A 20,754-nucleotide genomic window follows, 5' to 3' on the forward strand; every position below is an offset into this window, starting at 1 on the left:
CCGCCTGCGGGTGCTTAGCTCAACTGACCGTGACACTGCTTGAATTTCTTGCCTGAACCACAGGGGCAGGGATCGTTGCGCCCGACCTTGGGCGCCTCGCGCACAAAAGTCTCAACCTGGGCATCTTCTTCCACCCCGGCATGCGCCTCGCCCGCGTCGTCCTGCTGCGGCGCCTCATCCTGCATGGCGCTGCTCGAGGCATGCTGGTAGTTCATCTGCTGATTCCGGGCCTGCTCGCGACGCTGCTGCTCGACCACATCCACTTCTTCAGGCTGACGCACCTGTACATGGCTCAGCACCTTGATCAGGTCGCGTTTGATATGCTCAAGCAGCTCCTGGAACAGCTGGAAGGCTTCGCGCTTGTATTCCTGCTTGGGGTTCTTCTGGGCGTAACCGCGCAGATGAATGCCCTGGCGCAGCTGATCCATGGTCTGCAGATGCTCTTTCCACAGTGTATCCAGCACCTGCAGCATGACCTGTTTCTCGAAGGTCCGCATGCCCTCGGCCCCCACCAGAGCTTCCTTCTGCGCATAGCTTTCGCTGATGGCGTTCATGATTTTCTCGCGCAGGCCTTCTTCGTGCAGACCATCGTCTTCATCCAGCCACTGCTGCAACGGCAGCGCTATGGCGAACTCGGCCTGCAGGGATTTTTCCAGCCCCTCGACGTCCCACTGCTCGGCCAGGCTTTGCGGTGCTATATATTCGCTGATGGCACCGTCGACCACCTCAGCCCGCACTTCGGTCACGATATCGGAGATATCATCACTGGCCATCAGTTCGTTACGCTGACGGTAAATCACGCTGCGCTGATCGTTCGCCACATCGTCGTATTCCAGCAGCGATTTGCGGATATCGAAGTTGCGACCTTCCACCTTGCGCTGAGCCTTCTCGATGGCATTGCTGACCATCTTGTGCTCAATCGCCTCACCGCGCTCCATCCCCAGCGCCTGCATGAACTGGCGCACGCGCTCGGAAGCGAAGATGCGCATCAGGTCATCTTCCAGAGACAGGAAGAAACGCGAAGAACCCGGGTCACCCTGACGACCAGCGCGGCCACGCAGCTGGTTGTCGATACGGCGCGACTCATGCCGCTCTGTACCCAGAATATGCAGGCCACCGGCTGCGACCACCTGGTCGTGACGCTCCTGCCAGGCCGCCTTGACCGCCACCAGATGCTCGTCCGACGGGTTATCCAGGGCGTCTATTTCCGCCTCCAGCTTGCCGCCGAGCATGATGTCGGTACCACGGCCGGCCATGTTGGTGGCGATGGTCACCGCGCCCGGACGACCGGCATCGGCGATGATGCCCGCTTCCATGACGTGGTTCTTGGCGTTAAGCACGCTGTGCTTGAGGTTCTGCTTGTTGAGCAGGGCCGAGATCAGCTCGGAGGATTCGATCGAGGCCGTACCCACCAGCACGGGCTGGCCCTTTTCCTGGCACGACTTGATTTCCTCGATGATGGCTTCGTATTTTTCTTCCATGGTCAGGAAGACGATATCGTTCTGGTCCAGACGCGAAACAGCGCGGTTGGTCGGAATGACCACCACATCCAGACCATAGATCTGGTTCAGCTCGAAGGCTTCGGTGTCGGCGGTGCCGGTCATGCCGGACAGCTTGCCGTACAGACGGAAGTAGTTCTGGAAGGTGGTGGACGCCAGGGTCTGGCTTTCAAGCTGAACCTGAACCCCCTCCTTCGCTTCAACCGCCTGGTGCAGACCTTCGGACCAGCGCCGTCCGGGCATAATACGCCCGGTGTGTTCATCGACGATGACCACCTGATTGTCCTGCACAATGTAATCGATGTCGCGCTGGAACAGGTTGTGCGCCCGCAGGGCCGCCAGCACATGGTGCAGCAGGCTCAGGTTACCAGGCGCATAGAGGCTCTCGCCTTCGCCCAGCAGCTTGTTGCTGACCAGGATGTCCTCCACCAGCTGATGACCGGCTTCAGTCAGTTCCACCGAGCGGTTCTTCTCGTCAACGACAAAGTGTTCGTTGATGACCTGAGTATCATCCTTGTGATCGATCTCGCCTTCAAAACGCTTGAGTTCGGGAATCAGAGTATTGATGGTGCGATACATCGCCGAGCTGTCTTCGGCGGGGCCGGAAATAATCAGCGGGGTACGGGCTTCGTCGATCAGGATGGAATCGACCTCATCGACTACGGCGAAGTTGAAGTCGCGCTGCGCCTTGTCGGCCAGGCTGAAGGCCATATTATCGCGCAGGTAGTCAAAGCCGAATTCGTTGTTGGTACCGTAGGTAATGTCGCTGGCGTAGGCATCACGCTTGACCTGCTGGTCCTGTCCCGACAGCACCACGCCGACACTCAGGCCCAGGCCTTCATAGAGTGGACGCATCCAGTCGGCGTCGCGACGCGCCAGATAGTCGTTGACCGTAACCACGTGCACGCCTTTGCCGCCGAGGGCGTTGAGGTAGACCGCCAGAGTTGCCACCAGCGTCTTGCCCTCACCAGTGCGCATTTCGGCCACCTTGCCTTCATGCAGCGCAATACCACCCACCATCTGCACATCGAAGTGGCGCAGGCCGAGCGTACGCTTGGAGACTTCCCGCACCACGGCAAACGCCTGCGGCAGTATCTGTTCCAGGCTTTCGCCCTGCTCCAGCCGCTGGCGAAAAGCGACGGTCATGTCCCGCAGCGCCTCGTCACTGAGCGGTTCCACTTCGGGCTCAAACGCGTTGATCTGTTCGACGATCTTGCCCATGCGCTTGAGTTCCCGGTCGTTCTTGCTCCCGAAAACCTTCTTCAATAGTGATGTCAGCATAATCCGAATTTCAACCAGTTGAATACAAAGACTTTTACGCGCGTGCCACGAAAAACGACTCGACATTCTACCCATATTGGGGCGCCGAGTAGAATTTTAAACGTAATTATTTTGCGACAGTATGCAAACCCGGCCGCCGGAAAGCAGTCAGGCCGGGAATAACCCGGCCTGACTGGATGCAACCCGATGCAAAAACCGCCCTGATCAGACCGCCCGCGCCGCCTTGGCGTAGGCAATAGGCGCCTTGGCGTCGTCGTCCTCGAAGGTCACGATATCCCAGGAATCCTGATTATCCAGCAGCTTGCGCACCAGCATGTTGTTCAGATAATGACCGGACTTGTGACCCACAAATTCACCGATCAGGCTTTTGCCCAGCAGGTACAGATCACCCACCGCATCCAGAATCTTGTGTTTGACGAATTCATCATCGTAGCGCAGGCCCTCGCTATTCAGAATGCGGTGATCATCGACCACAATCGCATTGTCAAAACTGCCTCCCAGGGCCAGATTTTTCGAGCGCAGGTACTCGATATCACGCATAAAACCGAAGGTACGGGCCCGGCTCACCTCGCGCACAAAGCTGGTGCTGGAAAAATCAAGACAGGCTTCCATGTTGCGATCGCTGAAGGCCGGGTGATCGAATTCGATGGTAAAGCCGACCTTGAAGCCATCGAACGGCTTGAAGGTGGCCACCTTGTCGTCGGCGCTAAAGCTGATCTCGCGCTTGATGCGGATAAACTGCTTGGGCGCATCCTGCTCCACAATACCGGCGGACTGAATCAGGAACACGAAGGGCGCGGCACTGCCATCCATGATCGGCACTTCTTCCGCACTCAGCTCCACACAGGCGTTGTCGATCCCCAGACCCGACAAGGCCGACATCAGATGCTCGACGGTCGCAACCCGCGCGCCGCCAAACGACAGATTACTCGACAGCGTGGTATCCACCACCAGATCCGCACGGGCCTCGATTTCCACCACCGGATCAAGATCGACGCGACGGAACAGTATGCCGGTATCCACCGCAGCAGGCTTGAGCGTCAGGTACACCTTTTCTCCGGTGTGCAGCCCGATCCCCGACGCCTTGATGCTGTTCTTCAAAGTACGCTGTCTGATCATGCTCGTAGCCAGTTCCGCCCGCAGAGGCGGCGAATAATAACAAAGGTGAGTTGAACGAGGCAAACCAGCACCGGCCTGTAACGCCCGGCACACCGGCTCCGCTCACCCACCCGGGTGGCCCGCATCAGTCTGCCTGACGGCGCAGAAAGGTCGGGATATCCAGCGCGCCATATTCGGCCTGCGAATGGTTGCCGCCCTGGCGCAGCGATCCGCGGGACGACTCGACATCGGCGGGCGCGGCGGGGTCATCCAGCATGGCTTCCTGGCGCTTGCGACGCAGTACCGTCGGCAGCTCGATATCGTGCATGTCCAGGGCAGCATCGGGCTTGTAGTTGCTGTTGTTGCTAACCACGCGGATTTCATCGGCACGCTTGTCCAGCCCCGTCGCCACAACGGTCACCTTGAGGTCATCCTTCATTTCCGGATCGATAACAGTACCCACCACTATGGTGGCGTTATCGGAGGCGTATTCCTCGACGATGTTACCCACTTCGGTAAATTCGCCCAGGCTCAGATCCAGACCCGCGGTAATGTTGACCAGAATGCCGCTGGCACCCTTGAGATCCACATCTTCCAGCAACGGGCTTTTGATGGCCGCTTCCGCCGCCAGGGTCGCACGGTCCTCGCCGCGGGCAATACCGGTACCCATCATCGCCATGCCCATTTCGGACATCACGGTACGCACGTCGGCGAAGTCGACGTTGATCATGCCTGGGCGGGTGATCAGATCCGCGATACCCTGCACGGCGCCCTTGAGCACATCATTCGCCGTGTTGAAGGCGTTCAGCAGGCTGCAGTTGCGGCCCAGCACCTGCATCAGCTTCTCATTGGGAATGATGATCAGGGAGTCGACCGAATCACGCAGCTCACGAATGCCATCTTCGGCAATTTTCATGCGCTTGCGGCCTTCAAACGGGAACGGCTTGGTGACCACCGCCACGGTCAGAATGCCCAGCTCACGCGCCACTTCGGCAACGATAGGCGCCGCACCTGTCCCGGTACCGCCCCCCATGCCGGCGGTAATGAACACCATGTCGGCGCCACGGATCATATCGGCGATCCGCTCGCGGTCCTCGATGGCAGCCTGGCGGCCGACTTCCGGATTGGCTCCGGCCCCCAGACCCTTGGTCAGCTCATTGCCAATCTGCAGCACCGAACGCGAAGCGGAGTTGCTTAACGCCTGGGCATCAGTATTGGCACAGATAAACTCAACGCCATCAACATCGCTGTTCAGCATGTGAAGGACGGCATTGCCGCCACCACCGCCCACACCAACAACCTTGATTATTGCGCTTTGTGGTACGTTATCGAGTAATTCAAACATATCCCCTTCCTCCGTTATAGCGCCTGCCAACTACATTCCGGCACCGTCAAAATACTAATAAGTTGTGCTTCCGAGGCCGCCTGGCGCCTCAGAAATTTCCCTGAAACCATGTTTTCATCCGCCCCAGCATCGACCCCACGCTGGGCAGTTCGGGTACCTGGATCTGGCGGCGCCGCGCCGGCAATTCATGCATGGAACTGCGAGGCGACACTGCCGGCAACCTGTTCGCCGGCGCCTGGTACTGGTGCTCCTGACGGGCGTAGTGCAGCAGGCCGGTGCCGGTGGCGTAAATCGGGTTCTTCAGCACGTCTTCCATGCCGAAAACGCCACTGGGTACCGCCAGGCGCACCGGCATATGGAAGATTTCCTCCGCCAGCTCCACCGCGCCTTCCATCTTGGCGCTGCCGCCTGTCAATACCAGCCCCGCCGCCACCAGATCTTCAAAGCCACTGCGACGCAGCTCGCTCTGGATCAGCGAGAACAACTCGTCGTAACGCGGCTCCACCACCTCTGCCAGCGCCTGGCGGGACAGATCCCGCGCCGGGCGATCCCCCACGCTCGGCACCTTGATGGTTTCATTCACCCCGGCCAGCTGGGCCAGGGCGCAGGCATACTTGATCTTGATCTGCTCGGCGTGCGGCGTCGGGGTACGCAGCGCCATGGCGATATCATTGGTCACCTGATCACCGGCAATCGGAATCACCGCGGTATGCCGAATGGCGCCGCCGATAAAGATCGCGATATCGGTGGTGCCACCGCCGATGTCCACCATGCAGACACCGAGTTCCTTCTCGTCGTCGGTCAGCACCGCATAGCTTGAGGCGAGCTGTTCGAGCACCACGTGATCGACTTCCAGCCCGCAGCGACGGATGCATTTCTCGATGTTCTGCACTGCGTTAATGGCACCGCTGACCAGATGCACCCGCGCCTCCAGCCGCACGCCGGACATGCCCAGCGGCTCGCGAATACCTTCCTGGTTATCGATCAGGTACTCCTGCGGCAGAATGTGCAGGATCTTCTGATCCGCCGGGATCGCCACCGCCCGCGCCGCATCGATGACCCGCTCCAGGTCGTGTTCGGTCACTTCCCTATCCTTGACCGCGACAATGCCGTGGGAGTTCATGCTGCTGATATGACTGCCGGCAATCCCTACGGTTACCGAGTGAATCTTGCAGCCGGCCATCAGCTCCGCTTCTTCCACCGCCCGCTGGATCGAGCTGACAGTGGATTCAATGTTCACCACTACGCCACGCTTGAGACCGCGGGAAGGCTGGGAGCCGACACCGATAATTTCAATGCGTCCGTCCGGGCCGACTTCGCCCACCAGGCAAACTACCTTGGAGGTGCCAATATCGAGCACCACGATCATGTTGCTGTCGGACATAGTTCTAACCCGCTTTCTCGTCTGTATCCGGTTTGGGCCGCCATTTGACGGCCACACCGTTGGTATACCGAATATCTACCTGTTCGATCTGCGCCGCGTGCTCCGCAAGCCCCTGACGGTAGACCTGAATAAATCGTGCCAGCCGCTCGGTCACCCGTTCGCGACCGACGACCACCCGCATGCCGTTGTCCAGCTCCAGCGTCCAGGCGCCCCGCGCCTCCAGCGACAGGCCACTGAGGTTCAGCCCGGCGCTCTGGAACATGCGGTTAAGATCATGAAACTGTGCCATCACCCGGCCGGTATCGCTGGCGGGGCCGTTGAGTCGTGGCAGCGCCGCGTACTCCGGTTTCAGCTCGGGCCAGAAAATATCACCCTCGTGATTCAGCAGCCCCTTGTCACCCCAGCGCGCCACAGGTACTTCCTCGTCAATCCGTACCTCGATCGCCGGTGGCCAGTCTCGCCGTACCTTGGCACCGCGCACCCAGGGCTCCTCCAGCAGTCGCTCCTGCACCCGGGACAGGTCCAGTTGCAGCAGGGGCGCATTCAGCCCCGCCGCCAAGCGCTGGGCCAGCTCCGCCTTGTTCAGATGACGCGCATCGCCGAGCACCCGCACCTCGGTCACCGGCTTGTCCAGCCAGCGCCACACCTGCTGTGCCAGCGCCGTGCACAGACCGGCAAAGATCGCCAGCGACACCAGCACCAGCACCAGCCGCACCAGTCCGCGTCCTGCGCCTGCAGAAACCGCGGCCACCTGAGCATGCGGCACCGCACTGCGCGATGCCTGCCGCCCCTGCATCATCGCTGTCACGCAGCGCCCCGCAGTATCCGCACCACCAGTTCCTCAAAGCTGATGCCGGCCCGCTGCGCCGCCATCGGCACCAGGCTGTGATCCGTCATGCCGGGGGCCGTATTCACCTCCAGCAGATGGAACTGCCCCTCGGCATCCTGCATCACGTCGATGCGTCCCCAGCCGCGACAGCCGATCACCGCAAAGGCCTCGCAGGCCAGCGTTGCCAGCGCCTCGCTCTGCGTATCATCCAGACCGTGCTCAAACAGGTAACGGGTGTCGTTGGCCTGATACTTGGCGTCGTAATCATAAAATTCGTGTGGCGTTTCAAGGCGGATCACCGGCAGGGCGACGCCATCCAGTACCGCCACGGTGAATTCGGCACCGGTTAGCCACTGTTCGGCGATAACACTGCGGTCGTACCGCAGCGCCTCGCCCAGCGCGCTTTCAAACTGCGTCCGGTCGCGTACCTTGCTCATGCCAAGACTCGAGCCTTCGTGGGCCGGTTTCACCATCACCGGGTAGCCAAGGCAGCGCTCGGCCTCATCCAGCATCTCCACCGAGGACAGCACCGCGAAGGGCGCCGTGGGCAGACCCGCGCCGACAAACAGCTGCTTGCTGCGCAGCTTGTCCATGCCCAGCGCCGAGGCTTCGACTCCACTGCCGGTATAGGCAATGCCGAGCATTTCCAGCACCCCCTGGATCACGCCGTCTTCGCCGCCGCGCCCGTGCAGAATAAGAAAGGCCCGATCAATGGGCTGGGCCTGCAGCTGGCTCACCGGACAGAGGTCCTGGCTTTCGCCATACAGATCGATACCAAAGGCGTCGACACCGGCGCGACCCAGCGCGCTCAGCACCGCCGCACCGCTTTTCAGCGACACCGCCCGCTCGGCTGAGTTCCCCCCCATGATGACCGCCACCCGCCCAAGATCCGCCGCCTCGGCAGCAGATATCCGGAAGTCAGTGCTATTAACCATGCGTTCTCCCCCGTCAGTCATGGGACAGGCTCAGTGATTTGAGTTCATGTGCCAGGGCGGTGATGTTGCCAGCGCCCTGGGTCAGCAGCAGATCGCCGGGGCGCAGAATACCGCGCAGCACCTCGGCCACCTGCTCGCTGTTCTCGATATAAACCGGGTCGACGCGGCCGCGCTGGCGGATACTGCGGCACAGGCTGCGGCTGTCGGCACCGGTCACCGGCTCCTCGCCGGCGGCGTAGACTTCCATCAGCAACAGGGTGTCCACCTCGGTCAGCACCTGCACGAAGTCTTCATACAGATCCCGCGTACGGCTGTAGCGGTGCGGCTGATAGATCATCACCAGCCGGCGGTCGGGCCAACCGTCACGTACAGCACGAATGGTGGCCTGGACTTCGCGCGGATGATGGCCGTAATCGTCCACCAGCATGGCGCTGCCGCCGTCGACCGGCACCTCACCCAGTACCTGGAAACGACGACCCACACCTTCGAACTGCTCCAGCGCCCGGCAAATGGCGGCGTCGCCGATACCCTCGTCTGTCGCCACGGCGATGGTCGCCAGCGCGTTCAGTACATTGTGCCGGCCCGGCATGTTCAGGCAGATATCTAGATCCGCGTGACCATCGGGGCGCTGCACGCGAAAGCAGGTGCGCATGCCGCTCTGGGTCACATTCAGCGCCCGGTAATCGGCGCCATCATTAAAACCGTAGGTCAGCATGGGGCGTCCAACTTCGGGAATGATGTCGCGCACCACCTCGTCATCCGTACAGAGCACCGCCAGACCATAGAACGGCAGGTTATGCAGAAAATCGATAAAGGTCTTTTTCAGACGATTGAAGTCACCCTCATAGGTATCCATGTGGTCGGCGTCGATGTTGGTGACGATGGCCACCATCGGCTGCAAATGCAGGAAGGACGCATCGCTTTCGTCGGCTTCGGCCACCAGATAGCGACTGCCGCCCATCTTGGCATTGGTGCCTGCGCTATTGAGACGGCCACCGATAACAAAGGTCGGATCCAGCCCGCCTTCGGCCAGCACTGAGGCAATCAGGCTGGTGGTGGTGGTCTTGCCATGGGTGCCGGCCACGGCGATGCCGTGGCGATAGCGCATCAACTCGGCCAGCATTTCGGCGCGAGGTATCACCGGCACCCGGCGCTCCCTGGCTGCCACCACTTCAGGGTTCTGCTCATTCACCGCGGTGGATGTCACCACCACGTCGGCCTGCTCGACATGCTCCGCCGCATGGCCGATAAAGACCTCCGCCCCCAGGGATTCCAGCCGCTGCGTGGTGGCAGACGGACGGATGTCGGACCCGGTCACGGCATAGCCCTGATTCAGCAGCACTTCGGCAATACCACACATACCCACTCCGCCGATGCCGACAAAATGAATACTGCGAATACGCCGCATCTCTGGAACTTCAAACACTGTCGGACTCTTTTGCATGACCGTACTCATTTCGTGATTTCCAGACAGGTTTGCGTCACCTTGACGAACACTTGGCGTATCCGTGTCACCTCGGCCGGAACTTCAAACACTGTCGGACTCTTTTGCATTACTGCGCTCATTTCATGGTTTCCAGGCAAGAGTCATAGAGAGCCGCCACTTCGCGCACATATGCCAGCACCATCCGGCGGCTCTTCATGTTTCTCACTTCATTGTTTCCAGGCAGATTCGCGCCACGTCCCGGCTGGCTTCCGGCCGGCCCTGTGCACGCGCGATCTTCGCCATGCTGAGCAGCGTTTTCCGGCTGCTCAGCTGCTCAAGTAATTTTTTCAGCGCAACCTCATCCAGATCGCGCTGCTGGATCAGCACAGCCGCTCCTGGGCCTGCCAGATAGCCGGCATTGCCGGTCTGGTGATCGTCCACCGCATGGGGAAAGGGCACCAGCACGGCAGCGACACCGGCGATGGACAGTTCACTCACGGTAAGGGCACCGGCCCGGCACAGCACCAGATCGGCCCAGCCATAGGCCTCATCCATGCGGTCAATAAAGGGCACGACCTCGGCCTCGACACCAGACTCCTGATACAGCGCCTGGGTCTCATCCAGCAGTTTCCTGCCGGTCTGATGTCGCACCTGCGGCCGCTGCTCGGGTGCAAGGGATGCCAGCACTCTGGGCAGCAGGTCGTTAATGGCGCGGGCCCCCAGACTGCCACCCACCACCAGCAGGCGCAGTGGCCCTGTGCGCCCCTGCATGCGCTCTTCCGGCGGCGCCAGCTCAAGGATGGCGCCGCGTACCGGGTTGCCGGTGAGGGTAACGTTGCGGCGGGCACCGAAAGCGCCACCGAAGGCTTCGAGCACCCTTGTGGCCATGCGCGCCAGGATGCGGTTGGTCATGCCGGCGGTGGCGTTCTGTTCGTGTATCACCAACGGGCGCCCCTGCAAGCGCGCCGCCAGTCCGCCGGGGCCTGCGGCAAAGCCGCCCATGCCCAGCACAAGGTCCGGCTGGTATTGGCGCAGCAGACGCCAGGCCTGCCACAGCGCCCGCAGCAGGCGCAGCGGCGCCAGCACAAGGCTCAGCCGGCCCTTGCCGCGCAGGCCGGCCACATCGATATAGTGCAGTTCTATGCCTGCCGCCGGTACCAGGTCCGACTCGATGCCCCGCCGGGTACCGAGCCATTCCACCTGCACGCCTTCACGCTGCAGCTCCTGCGCCGTGGCCAGCGCCGGAAATACATGACCACCCGTACCGCCGGCCATGACCAGCACCTTCTTACCCTGCCAGGCCGTCATGCCACGGACTCCGTTACTCGTGCATCCGAGCCGACACGACTGCGCCGGCGCCTGCGCGGCGTCTCGGCCGCCAGACGCTTGGTTTTAAGTTCAAAATCGATTCGCTGCACTATGGCAATCATGGCGCAGCACACCAGCAAGCTGCTGCCACCGTAGCTCAGCAACGGCAGTGTCAGCCCCTTGGTCGGCAAGGCACCGACATTCACGCCTATATTGATCAGCGCCTGGCCCGCGAAGATAAAGCCAAAACCATAGGCGGCGTAGGCCATGAAGAACTCTTTCTGCTTCTCCGCCTGACGCCCGATAAGGAAGACCCGCGCCACCAGCACGACATAAAGGCCGATCACCAGCAGCGCCCCCATCAGGCCAAACTCTTCCGCCAGCACCGAGAACACGAAATCGGTATGGGCTTCGGGCAGGTAGAACAGCTTCTGCACACTGCTGCCAAGACCGGTTCCGAACCAGTCACCACGACCAAAGGCAATCTGCGCCTGGGACAGCTGATAGCCGGCACCAAAGGGATCAGACCAGGGATCCTGGAAGGATTTAAGGCGCTCCAGGCGGTACGGCTGAGCGATGGCCAGAACACCGATCAGCGCACCGGCGCCGCAGGTGACCATCAGAAACTGCCCGAAACGCATGCCACCCAGAAATATCATGCCCATGACCGTGCCCATCAGCACCACCGCCGCACCGTAGTCGGGCTCCATGATCAGCAGGAACACCAGGATACCCAGCGGCAGCGCAGGCTTGGCAACACCGGTCCAGCTGCTGCGCACTTCACTCAGACGCCGCACCAGATAGCCGCTGAGGTAGAGCACCATAAAGAACTTGGCGATTTCCGACGCCTGCAGATTGACCGGACCCAGGCCAATCCAGCGCCGACTGCCGTTCACCTCACGGCCAATGCCGGGGATCAGCACCAGCAACAGCAGCAACAGCGCCACCAGCAGCAGTACAGGCCCCAGGCGGTGCCATAAAGCCAGCGGGATGCGTGACACCACCAGTGCCAGCACCAGCCCCAGAATCATGAAAATGCCGTGGCGGATACTGAAGAAAAAGGCCCCTCCAAAGCGCTCAGCCGCCACGTCCATCGACGCCGAGGTGATCATCACAAAACCAGTCAGTACCAGGCTGACGGCGGCCAGCAGCAGCCAGGGGTCGAACGGTAGCGTCCCCTTCTGCTGTGGCTGCAATGCCTGCCAGTACTTCTTGATCATGCCAGCGCCCTCACCGCGGTTACAAAGCAGCGGCCGCGCTCCGGATAGCCGCTGAACATGTCGAAGCTGGCGCAGGCCGGCGACAGCAGAACGATATCGCCGGGCCGGGCCAGGGTGGTGGCCTGTTGTACTGCATCATTCATGGACTGGGCATAGACACGGTTAACCGTATTGATCGCGGTATCAATGCGCGCTGCGTCGCGGCCGATCAGTACCAGCGCCCGGCCATAGCGGTTGAGCGGCGCATCCAGTTCGGCAAATTCGGCGCCCTTGCCATCGCCACCGGCGATCAGCACAAGACCTGCGCCCGCCGCCAGGGTCGGCCCCAATCCGTTCAGTGCAGCAACCGTGGCCCCGACATTGGTGCCCTTGGAATCGTTGACGTACGCCACACCGGCGACATCGGCGACCCACTGGCAGCGATGCTCGAGTCCGCCAAAGTGGCGCAGCGCCTGCAGCATGGCGGGCATCGGCAGACCGGCAGCATGGCCAATGGCCAGTGCCGCCAGCGCATTGCTGACATTGTGGCTGCCGCGGATGCGCAGCTCGCTGACCGCCAGCAGCCGCTCGCGGCCCAGCGCCAGCCAGTCCTGCCCAGCGTCGTCCTGCAGCAATCCAAAGCGTTTCAGATCAGGCGCGCCCAGGTGATAGAGCCAGGTTTCCACACCCTTGGGCAACAGCGGGTGGGTCAGCGGATCGTCCTTGTTCTCCACCACCTTGCGGGCACCGCGAAAGATACGGTGCTTGGCTCGGTAGTAGTCCTGCACGCTGTCGTAGCGGTCCAGATGATCGGGACTGATATTCAGCACCGTGGCGACTTCGGCACGCAGATCGGATGTCGTTTCCAGCTGAAAGCTCGACAGTTCCAGCACATAGAGCGCCTGCTCGCCGCCGGCCAGCATGTCCAGCACCGGCGTTCCCAGATTGCCGCCGACACCCACATCAATGCCCGCCGCCGTCGCCATTTCACCCACCAGGGTCGTGACGGTGCTCTTGGCGTTGGAGCCGGTGATGGCAATAACGGGCGCGCTGATGGCACGGCAGAACAGATCGATATCACCGGTCAGGCGCACACCGGCGGCCAGAGCCTGGCGAATTGCCGGGTGACTCTGGGCCACACCCGGGCTCAGCACCAGCTCGTCGGCCCGCGCCAGAAAGTTGCCGTCCAGCTCGCCGCAATGCACCTCTACATCAGGCGCAAGCGCGCGCAGCTCTTCGAGTCCTGGCGGCGCCTGGCGGGTATCCACCACGGCAAAGCGACGGCCAAGACGCTGCAGATGCCGCGCACAGGAGAGCCCGGTCTTGCCCAGACCGATCACCACTGTTAGCCGATCACTCGAAATCAGACTCATTTAGCTGCCGTTCCCTTTTGCATAAGTATCAAATAGCCACAACCCGCACCGATGCGACCTTTAGCGAATCTTCAGCGTCGCCAGACCGATCAACACCAGCACCACCGTGATGATCCAGAAACGCACGATAACCCGCGGCTCCGGCCAGCCTTTGAGCTCAAAGTGGTGATGAATCGGTGCCATGCGGAAGATGCGTCGGCCCGTCAGCTTGAACGAGGCCACCTGCAGAATCACCGACACTGTTTCCATCACGAAAACACCGCCCATGATCACCAGTACCAGCTCCTGTCGCACGATCACCGCCACTGTGCCCAGCGCAGCCCCCAGGGCCAGGGCACCGACATCACCCATGAAGACCTGAGCCGGATAGGTGTTGAACCAGAGAAAACCCAGCCCTGCGCCAACGATGGCACCGCAGAAAATAATCAGCTCACCGGCACCGGCGATATAGGGAATATTCAGATAGCTGGCGAACTGGCTGTGCCCGGTCAGGTAGGCGAAGACCGCGAGCGCGCCGGCCACCATGACCGTGGGCATGATGGCCAGCCCGTCCAGACCGTCGGTGAGGTTGACCGCGTTGGAGCTGCCAACAATGACGAAATAGGTAAAGACGATAAAGAAGATGCCAAGATCCAGCGCCACTTCCTTGAAGAAGGGCACGATCAGAGTGGTTTCGGCCACACCCGGCGCCGAGCTATAGAGTGCGATGGCAGCCCCCAGGCCACCGACGGACTGCCAGAAATATTTCCAGCGGGCCGGCAGACCACGGGAGTTTTTCTCCACCACCTTGCGCCAGTCATCGACCCAGCCCACGGCGCCGAAAATAAAGGTCACGCCCATCAGTATCCAGACGTAGCGGTTGCCAAGATCACTCCACAGAAAGGTACTGATGCCGATCGCCAGCAAAATCAGGCCGCCGCCCATGGTCGGGGTGCCGGCCTTGCTGAGGTGGGACTGGGGGCCGTCATTACGCACCGACTGACCGATCTGGCGATTCTTCAGCAGACTGATCAGACGCGGGCCCGCGAACAGCGAGATCGCCAGCGCCGTCAGCACACCGAGAATGCCGCGCAGCGTAATATACTGAAACACAGCAAAGCCTTTAAAATACTGCGTCATAAATTCGGCAAAAATAACCAGCATCTAGTGAGATTCCCCTTGCGTCAGGCCAGATACGACCTGATCCATAGCGGCGCTGCGCGACCCCTTGACCAGCAGGGTTAGCTGCGCATGCGCCAGTGTATTAAGTGTGCCGATCAACTCGGCTCGGCTGTCAAAATTTTGCCCATCGCTACCGCCCTGTGTGCAATAGGCAGCAATCGCGTGACGACACAGGGGCCCGGTGGCATAGAAACCTTCGATACCGGCGCTGGCGGCATAGGCCCCCACCTCGCCATGCTGCTCGGCAGCATCAGCTCCGAGTTCCGCCATGTCACCAAGTACCAGCACCCGCTCACCCGGCAGACTCGCCAGCACGTCGATGGCAGCCTTGACCGACGCGGGGTTGGCGTTATAGCTGTCATCAATCAGCCGACAGCCGGCCACGCCCGCTATCGGCTTCATCCGCCCGGGCACCGCTTCGAAACGCTCCAGCCCCTGCACAATCAGATTCAGATCCAGACCCGCGGCAAAGGCCGCTGCCGCTGCCGCCAGGGCATTGGCGACGTTGTGACGCCCCAGCACCTGCAGACGCACAGCAGCACGCTGCTCTGCGACAACCAGCTCAAAGCCATGACAGCCATTGGGCTGGTAATACAGGTCCGTGGCCGTCACATCCACATCGCTGCGGTCCAGCCCGAAGCTCAGTACCCGGCACTGCTCCAGCTGTCGCAGCCAGGTATACACGTGAGGATCATCGGCATTGACCACCGCCGTGCCACCGGCATTAAGACCATTGAAGATCTCGCCCTTGGCCCGCACCACTCCCTCGAGCGACCCAAAGCCCTCCAGATGGGCACCAAAGGCGTTATTCAGCACAGCCACATCGGGCCTCGCCAGTCCCGACACATAGTCGATCTCGCCGGGGCCGCTGGCGCCCATCTCGATCACGGCATAACGGTGCTGCTGTTCCAGCCCGAACAGCGTCAGCGGTACGCCGATTTCGTTGTTCAGATTGCCGCGGGTTGCCAGCGTAGGGCCTGCGCCGGCCAGTATGGTAGCAAGCATTTCCTTAACAGAAGTTTTACCGCTACTGCCCGTAACCGCGATCAGGGAGCCGGTAAAAAAGGTGCGATTGTATTGCGCAATGGCACCGAGCGCGAGTCGCGCATCGGCGACAACCAGCTGCGGTATCGCCAGCGGCAACAGGCGCTCGACCACCGCCGCCACCGCCCCCTGGCGCTGGGCCTGGGCGACAAAGTCGTGGGCATCGAAATTCTCACCGCGCAGCGCCACAAACAGATCACCCGGCTGAATCCGGCGGGTATCGGTGCTGACGCGGGCAATGCTGATGGCACTGCCATTACCGCCTTCAAGACGCCCATCCAGTACCGGCACCAGCTCGGCAAGACTGAAACACCCGATCATGACAGCGCCCCCTGTTTGCGCGCATCCAGCGCCTGCTGCGCGATCAGCTGATCGCTGAACGGACGACGCTGGCCGTTAATTTCCTGATAATCTTCATGCCCCTTGCCCGCAATCAGCACGATATCGCCAGCACCGGCACGGGCCAGGGTTTGCTGGATCGCCCGTGCCCGATCAGGTTCCACCTCGCAGCCCCTGGCACTGTCGATACCTTCCTGAATCATGTCGATAATGCGTGCCGGGTCTTCGCTGCGCGGATTGTCGCTGGTAATCACCACCCGATCCGCCAGGCGCGCGGCAATGCTGCCCATCTGGGCGCGCTTGCCGGTATCGCGGTCACCGCCGCAACCAAACAGGCACCAGAGCTGGCCCCCGACATGCTCGGCCAATGCCTGCAGCGCCTTTTCCAGCGCATCCGGCGTATGGGCGTAGTCGATAACCACCAGCGGCAGGGCGCCGCCACCAAAACACTCCATGCGACCACACACCGGCGTCAGGCCATTGAGGCCGCGCTGCAGCTGCTCGCTGTTAAGCCCGGCCAGTTGCAGCACCGCGGCACTGAGCAGCAGGTTACTGAGATTGAAGTGCCCCAGCAGGCGGTTCTGAATGTCCATTTCGCCAAACTGAGTATGCAGCCGCAGCTGCATGCCGTTGCTGTTGAGCTGGCTGCTGACCGGATAAATATCAGCGTCCGCCCTGGTGCCAAAGGCCAGCAGCTCACGCACATCGGCATAAGGACGCTGCAGCAAACTGCGCCCGAAGGCATCATCGGCATTGATGGCCAGCAGTGGCACCGCCATGGCATCGAACAGGCGCGCCTTGGCGGCGCCGTAAGCCTCCATCGAACCGTGGTAGTCCAGATGATCGCGACTCAGGTTGCTGAACGCCGCCACGTCGAAGGCGATCCCTTCGACTCGCCCCTGCTCCAGCGCGTGGGACGACACCTCCATCACCACCGTATCTGCACCCTGCGTACGGAAATCCGCCAGCAGGCGCTGCAGTGCGATGGGGTCCGGCGTGGTATGACTGGCGGTTGCCAGGGCGTCGATAAAGCCGTTGCCCACGGTGCCGATCAGCGCCGTGCGCCGCCCGGCAAGGTTCAGCGCCTGGGCAATGTAATGACTGCAGGAGGTCTTGCCGTTGGTTCCGGTCACGCCAATCATCTGCATGGCACGGCTCGGTTCGCCGTAGAACAGCGAGGCCATGGGGCCTATGCGCCACGCCAGCTGTGCAACGGCCAGCACCGGCACGCCGAAATCGGCCTGCGCGACTGCTGCCGCCTCGGCCTCATCCACCAGCACCGCCACGGCGCCACGGGCGACCGCCGCAGGGATGAAGTCGACACCCCGATGCGTCAGCCCCGGGCGGGCGAAAAACAGCTCACCGGCCTGCAGCGTGCGGCTGTCCTGGGACAGGCCCCCGATAACGAGCGAAGCCAGAGGGGTGTTAACCGCCTCTGGCAGGAGCTGTTGCAATCTAGCTTGCGCGATTTGAGTCATGCTATTTCATCGCCACCCGCTTGGTATCCTTCTCTGGCCAGTCATCCGGCGCCACGTTCAGCAGCCGCAGCGCGCCGGCCGCAATACGCGAAAATACCGGCGCCGCCACCTCGCCACCAAAATATTCCTGCCCCTTGGGGTTATCGATCATCACCACCATGACCAGCTCCGGGTTTTCCACCGGCGCCACGCCTGCAAAGACCGACACATACTGATCGGCGATATAGCCCCCGGCGCCAATCTTGTGGGTCGTACCGGTCTTGCCGGCAATGCGATAGCCCGGCACCCGGGCCCGGGTGCCGGTGCCACCGCTGTGGGTTACCGTTTCCATCATGGCCAGCACATCCCGGGCCACCTGCTCCGGCATCACGCGCACCATGGGCGCAGGTTCGGTCTGCTTGAGCAGGGAAACGGGGCGAATCATGCCGTTGCTGGCGAAGGGAATATAGGCATGGGCCAGCTGCAGCGGCGTAACCGAAAGCCCATAGCCATAGGACATGGTGGCGCGCTCTACGACCTGCTTTTCCGACACATAGGGCAGGGAACCCGACTGCTCGCCCGGGAAGCCCGTGCCCGGCACCTGCCCCAGACCCACGTTGGTCATCAGATTGCGCACTGCATCGCCGTGCATGCTGAGGGCCAGCTTGGTCACGCCGACGTTGCTGGACTTGGTAATAATGCCGGTGAGATCCAGGATGCCGTAGTTGCGGTGATCCCGGATGGTGTGGCCCTTGATACGGATATAGCCCGGCGACACATCCACCGGAGTGTCGGGCTTGTACTGACCGCTCATCAGGGCTGCCGCTACGGTGAGCGACTTCATTGGCGAGCCGGGCTCGAACAGGTCCGTCAGGGCACGGTTGCGCAACGCACTGCTGCTGAGCTTGCTGCGATCATTGGGGTTGTAGGACGGCTGGTTCACCATGGCCAGCACCTCGCCGGTATGGGCATTGAGCACCACCGCCGCCGCGCCGTCGGCATGATGCACCTGCACCGCAGCCTTGAGCTCACGATACGCCAGATACTGCAGCCGCAGGTCGATACTCAGCTGCAGGTTGCGGCCGGGGTCAGACTCTTCGAGCGAGCGGATGTGCTTGATGGTACGGCCAAGCCGATCCTTGAGCACCAGCTTGCTGCCAGGATCGCCGCGCAGCCAGTCGTTGTAGGCAAGCTCCATACCCTCCTGCCCTTCACCGTCAACATTGGTAAAGCCCACCAGGTGACTGGTGACTTCGGCCGCCGGATAGTAGCGCTTGTACTCCCGATCCACATGGATGCCGGGCACCCGTAACGCCGCGACCTGCTGAGCCAGTTCCGGTGACACCTGACGCCGCAGATAGATGAACTGGCGTGACTTGAATTCGTTGAGGCGGCCCAGCAGCTCGGTACGATCCAGCTCCAGCAGCTGCGCCAGACGTCCGAGGGACGGGTGATTCAGATCGGCCTTGCCAGGGTCGGCCCAAATGGTCGCCACAGGTGCGCTCACGGCCAGAGGCTCGCCGTTACGGTCGGTAATCTGGCCACGGTGCGCCGGAATCAGCATGGTGCGCAGGGTACGGGCATCACCCTGACTCTGCAGAAACGCCTGATCCTGACCATAGAGGGAAAACAGCTTGAACAGGATGGCCGAGGCGATGATCGCCAGCAGCCCAAACAGCAGTATTAGCCGCCAGCTCTTGGCCGCCTGATTGTCGACCTGGCGCGAATCAGCGCTCATGACGCACGATCTCAATCATGCCAGGCTCGGGCACCAGCATGGCCAGGCGTTTGCTCGCAACCTGCTCAATGCGGTTGTTCGCCGCCCAGGCACTTTCTTCCAGCACCAGCTGGCCCCACTCCACCTGAAGCTCATCCCAGTTGGCAATCAGGTTCTGATGCTGGTTAAACAGTATGCGGTACTGATAGGCGCTGAAAATCACCGCCATGGCACTGCCAACCAGCAACAGCACCAGTACCAGCAGCACCATCGCCGGACGTGTCAGCTCTGCAGCACTGTACAGACGCAACGACGCTGCAGGGGCAGATTGGGTATCTGCCCCTGCAGCGTCGACGGATTTCCAACCCTGTAACCAGTACAGGATTCGGAACGGGCGCCAATCCATGGCTGGCAATTTCATTTGATACGCACCGCGACTCGCATGACCGCGCTGCGTGCGCGGGGGTTTTGCTGAACTTCAGCGGGGCTGGCCTTGATCGCCTTGCCCGCGGACTTAAGACGCTGTTGCAGCATTTCCTGGGTCACGGGAATACCGCGCGGCAGATGCTCGTCACCCTTCACATGCTTGCGAATGAAGCGTTTGACGATGCGATCTTCCAGCGAATGAAAGCTGATCACCACCAGGCGGCCTCCTATCGACAGCAAATCCAGTGCCTGGTCCAGGCAACGCTCAAGGTCTTCCAGTTCCCGGTTTATATGAATCCGGATAGCCTGAAAGGCTCGCGTCGCCGGATGTTTCCCCTTCTCCCAGGCAGGGTTCGCTTCCGCGATAATCTTGGCCAACTGCGCCGTGGTGGTGATCTGCACCTCTTGGCGCGCCGCAACAACGGCACGCGCCATACGTCGGGCAAAGCGCTCTTCACCGTAAGTGAAGATCACATCTGCCATTTCCTTTTCATCGGCCGTCGCGATCCACTGCGCCGCGCTCTGACCAACATCGGGGTTCATCCGCATATCCAGCGGACCTTCATTCAGAAAACTGAAACCGCGCGTGGCATCGTCCAGCTGCGGCGAGCTCACGCCCAGATCCAGCAGGATGCCGCCGACCTTACCGGCAAGCTGGCGCGCACGCACATACTGATCCATATCCGCAAAGGAACCACGCTCGATCTCAAAGCGGGGCTCGTCACCAAAACGCTGAGCGGCGTAGGCGATCGCCTCGGGGTCCTTGTCGATGGCCAGCACGCGCCCCTGCGATTGCAGCTGTTCCAGAATCAGCCCGCTGTGACCGCCTCGCCCAAAGGTGCCATCTATATAGAAGGCATCCGGGTCCTGCACCAGGGCTTCGACCGCCTCGTGCAGCAATACGGTGGTGTGACTGAAATCCTGTATCATTCG

General features: G+C 61.5%; 16 protein-coding genes. All 16 read right to left on the bottom strand.

Going from position 1 to position 20,754, the window contains the following annotated elements:
- Nucleotides 1-14: 14 nt before the first annotated feature.
- Complete coding sequence (gene secA / locus MRS74_RS18560) at nt 15-2,780, bottom strand: preprotein translocase subunit SecA (protein ID WP_306422012.1); 2,766 nt, start codon at nt 2,778-2,780, stop codon at nt 15-17.
- A 204-nt stretch (nt 2,781-2,984) separates the two neighbouring features.
- On the bottom strand, nt 2,985-3,899 hold the full coding sequence (lpxC, locus tag MRS74_RS18565; protein WP_254581770.1) for a UDP-3-O-acyl-N-acetylglucosamine deacetylase: 915 nt from the start codon (nt 3,897-3,899) through the stop codon (nt 2,985-2,987).
- 124 nt (nt 3,900-4,023) lie between these two features.
- Nucleotides 4,024-5,223, bottom strand: a complete 1,200-nt coding sequence (ftsZ, locus tag MRS74_RS18570; RefSeq protein ID WP_254581771.1) for a cell division protein FtsZ — start codon at nt 5,221-5,223, stop codon at nt 4,024-4,026.
- Nucleotides 5,224-5,311: 88 nt separating this feature from the next.
- On the bottom strand, nt 5,312-6,607 hold the full coding sequence (ftsA, locus tag MRS74_RS18575) for a cell division protein FtsA (protein WP_254581772.1): 1,296 nt from the start codon (nt 6,605-6,607) through the stop codon (nt 5,312-5,314).
- 4 nt (nt 6,608-6,611) lie between these two features.
- Nucleotides 6,612-7,406 (bottom strand): cell division protein FtsQ/DivIB, encoded by a 795-nt coding sequence (locus tag MRS74_RS18580; protein WP_254581800.1) that lies wholly within the window; start codon nt 7,404-7,406, stop codon nt 6,612-6,614.
- A 5-nt stretch (nt 7,407-7,411) separates the two neighbouring features.
- Nucleotides 7,412-8,371, bottom strand: a complete 960-nt coding sequence (locus tag MRS74_RS18585; RefSeq protein WP_254581773.1) for a D-alanine--D-alanine ligase — start codon at nt 8,369-8,371, stop codon at nt 7,412-7,414.
- A 13-nt stretch (nt 8,372-8,384) separates the two neighbouring features.
- The gene (murC, locus tag MRS74_RS18590) at nt 8,385-9,815 is read right to left on the bottom strand and encodes a UDP-N-acetylmuramate--L-alanine ligase (RefSeq protein WP_254581774.1); all 1,431 of its coding nucleotides are present in this window, start codon (nt 9,813-9,815) and stop codon (nt 8,385-8,387) included.
- Between the two features lie 204 nt (nt 9,816-10,019).
- Nucleotides 10,020-11,105 carry an undecaprenyldiphospho-muramoylpentapeptide beta-N-acetylglucosaminyltransferase gene (murG, locus tag MRS74_RS18595; protein ID WP_254581775.1) on the bottom strand — a complete coding sequence of 362 codons (1,086 nt, stop codon included), beginning with the start codon at nt 11,103-11,105 and terminating at the stop codon, nt 10,020-10,022.
- Nucleotides 11,102-12,325: a putative lipid II flippase FtsW gene (gene ftsW, locus MRS74_RS18600; RefSeq protein ID WP_254581776.1), complete on the bottom strand. Its 1,224-nt coding sequence runs from the start codon at nt 12,323-12,325 to the stop codon at nt 11,102-11,104. Before ftsW ends, murG begins: the two co-directional genes overlap by 4 nt.
- Entirely contained in the window at nt 12,322-13,677 is a 1,356-nt protein-coding gene (gene murD / locus MRS74_RS18605; RefSeq protein WP_254581777.1) for a UDP-N-acetylmuramoyl-L-alanine--D-glutamate ligase, read from the bottom strand. The genes ftsW and murD overlap by 4 nt, the downstream gene beginning before the upstream one ends.
- Nucleotides 13,678-13,737: 60 nt before the next feature.
- Nucleotides 13,738-14,820 carry a phospho-N-acetylmuramoyl-pentapeptide-transferase gene (gene mraY / locus MRS74_RS18610; RefSeq protein WP_254581778.1) on the bottom strand — a complete coding sequence of 361 codons (1,083 nt, stop codon included), beginning with the start codon at nt 14,818-14,820 and terminating at the stop codon, nt 13,738-13,740.
- Nucleotides 14,821-16,203: a UDP-N-acetylmuramoyl-tripeptide--D-alanyl-D-alanine ligase gene (locus tag MRS74_RS18615; protein WP_254581779.1), complete on the bottom strand. Its 1,383-nt coding sequence runs from the start codon at nt 16,201-16,203 to the stop codon at nt 14,821-14,823.
- Nucleotides 16,200-17,699, bottom strand: a complete 1,500-nt coding sequence (locus tag MRS74_RS18620) for a UDP-N-acetylmuramoyl-L-alanyl-D-glutamate--2,6-diaminopimelate ligase (RefSeq protein ID WP_254581780.1) — start codon at nt 17,697-17,699, stop codon at nt 16,200-16,202. Before MRS74_RS18620 ends, MRS74_RS18615 begins: the two co-directional genes overlap by 4 nt.
- 1 nt (nt 17,700) lies before the next feature.
- Complete coding sequence (locus MRS74_RS18625) at nt 17,701-19,416, bottom strand: peptidoglycan D,D-transpeptidase FtsI family protein (protein ID WP_254581781.1); 1,716 nt, start codon at nt 19,414-19,416, stop codon at nt 17,701-17,703.
- Nucleotides 19,406-19,816, bottom strand: a complete 411-nt coding sequence (ftsL, locus tag MRS74_RS18630; protein WP_254581782.1) for a cell division protein FtsL — start codon at nt 19,814-19,816, stop codon at nt 19,406-19,408. Before ftsL ends, MRS74_RS18625 begins: the two co-directional genes overlap by 11 nt.
- Nucleotides 19,813-20,751, bottom strand: a complete 939-nt coding sequence (gene rsmH, locus MRS74_RS18635; protein WP_254581783.1) for a 16S rRNA (cytosine(1402)-N(4))-methyltransferase RsmH — start codon at nt 20,749-20,751, stop codon at nt 19,813-19,815. Before rsmH ends, ftsL begins: the two co-directional genes overlap by 4 nt.
- Nucleotides 20,752-20,754: the final 3 nt, after the last annotated feature.

Source organism: Marinobacterium sedimentorum, assembly GCF_024267675.1.
GTDB classification, from domain to species: Bacteria; Pseudomonadota; Gammaproteobacteria; order Pseudomonadales; family Balneatricaceae; genus Marinobacterium_A; species Marinobacterium_A sedimentorum.

Coding starts and splice junctions, on each gene's coding strand:
- secA (WP_306422012.1), bottom strand. CDS start 2,780: ATGCTGACATCACTATTGAAGAAGGTTTTCGGGAGCAAGAACGACCGG.
- lpxC (WP_254581770.1), bottom strand. CDS start 3,899: ATGATCAGACAGCGTACTTTGAAGAACAGCATCAAGGCGTCGGGGATC.
- ftsZ (WP_254581771.1), bottom strand. CDS start 5,223: ATGTTTGAATTACTCGATAACGTACCACAAAGCGCAATAATCAAGGTT.
- ftsA (WP_254581772.1), bottom strand. CDS start 6,607: ATGTCCGACAGCAACATGATCGTGGTGCTCGATATTGGCACCTCCAAG.
- MRS74_RS18580 (WP_254581800.1), bottom strand. CDS start 7,406: ATGATGCAGGGGCGGCAGGCATCGCGCAGTGCGGTGCCGCATGCTCAG.
- MRS74_RS18585 (WP_254581773.1), bottom strand. CDS start 8,371: ATGGTTAATAGCACTGACTTCCGGATATCTGCTGCCGAGGCGGCGGAT.
- murC (WP_254581774.1), bottom strand. CDS start 9,815: ATGCAAAAGAGTCCGACAGTGTTTGAAGTTCCAGAGATGCGGCGTATT.
- murG (WP_254581775.1), bottom strand. CDS start 11,105: ATGACGGCCTGGCAGGGTAAGAAGGTGCTGGTCATGGCCGGCGGTACG.
- ftsW (WP_254581776.1), bottom strand. CDS start 12,325: ATGATCAAGAAGTACTGGCAGGCATTGCAGCCACAGCAGAAGGGGACG.
- murD (WP_254581777.1), bottom strand. CDS start 13,677: ATGAGTCTGATTTCGAGTGATCGGCTAACAGTGGTGATCGGTCTGGGC.
- mraY (WP_254581778.1), bottom strand. CDS start 14,820: ATGCTGGTTATTTTTGCCGAATTTATGACGCAGTATTTTAAAGGCTTT.
- MRS74_RS18615 (WP_254581779.1), bottom strand. CDS start 16,203: ATGATCGGGTGTTTCAGTCTTGCCGAGCTGGTGCCGGTACTGGATGGG.
- MRS74_RS18620 (WP_254581780.1), bottom strand. CDS start 17,699: ATGACTCAAATCGCGCAAGCTAGATTGCAACAGCTCCTGCCAGAGGCG.
- MRS74_RS18625 (WP_254581781.1), bottom strand. CDS start 19,416: ATGAGCGCTGATTCGCGCCAGGTCGACAATCAGGCGGCCAAGAGCTGG.
- ftsL (WP_254581782.1), bottom strand. CDS start 19,816: ATGAAATTGCCAGCCATGGATTGGCGCCCGTTCCGAATCCTGTACTGG.
- rsmH (WP_254581783.1), bottom strand. CDS start 20,751: ATGATACAGGATTTCAGTCACACCACCGTATTGCTGCACGAGGCGGTC.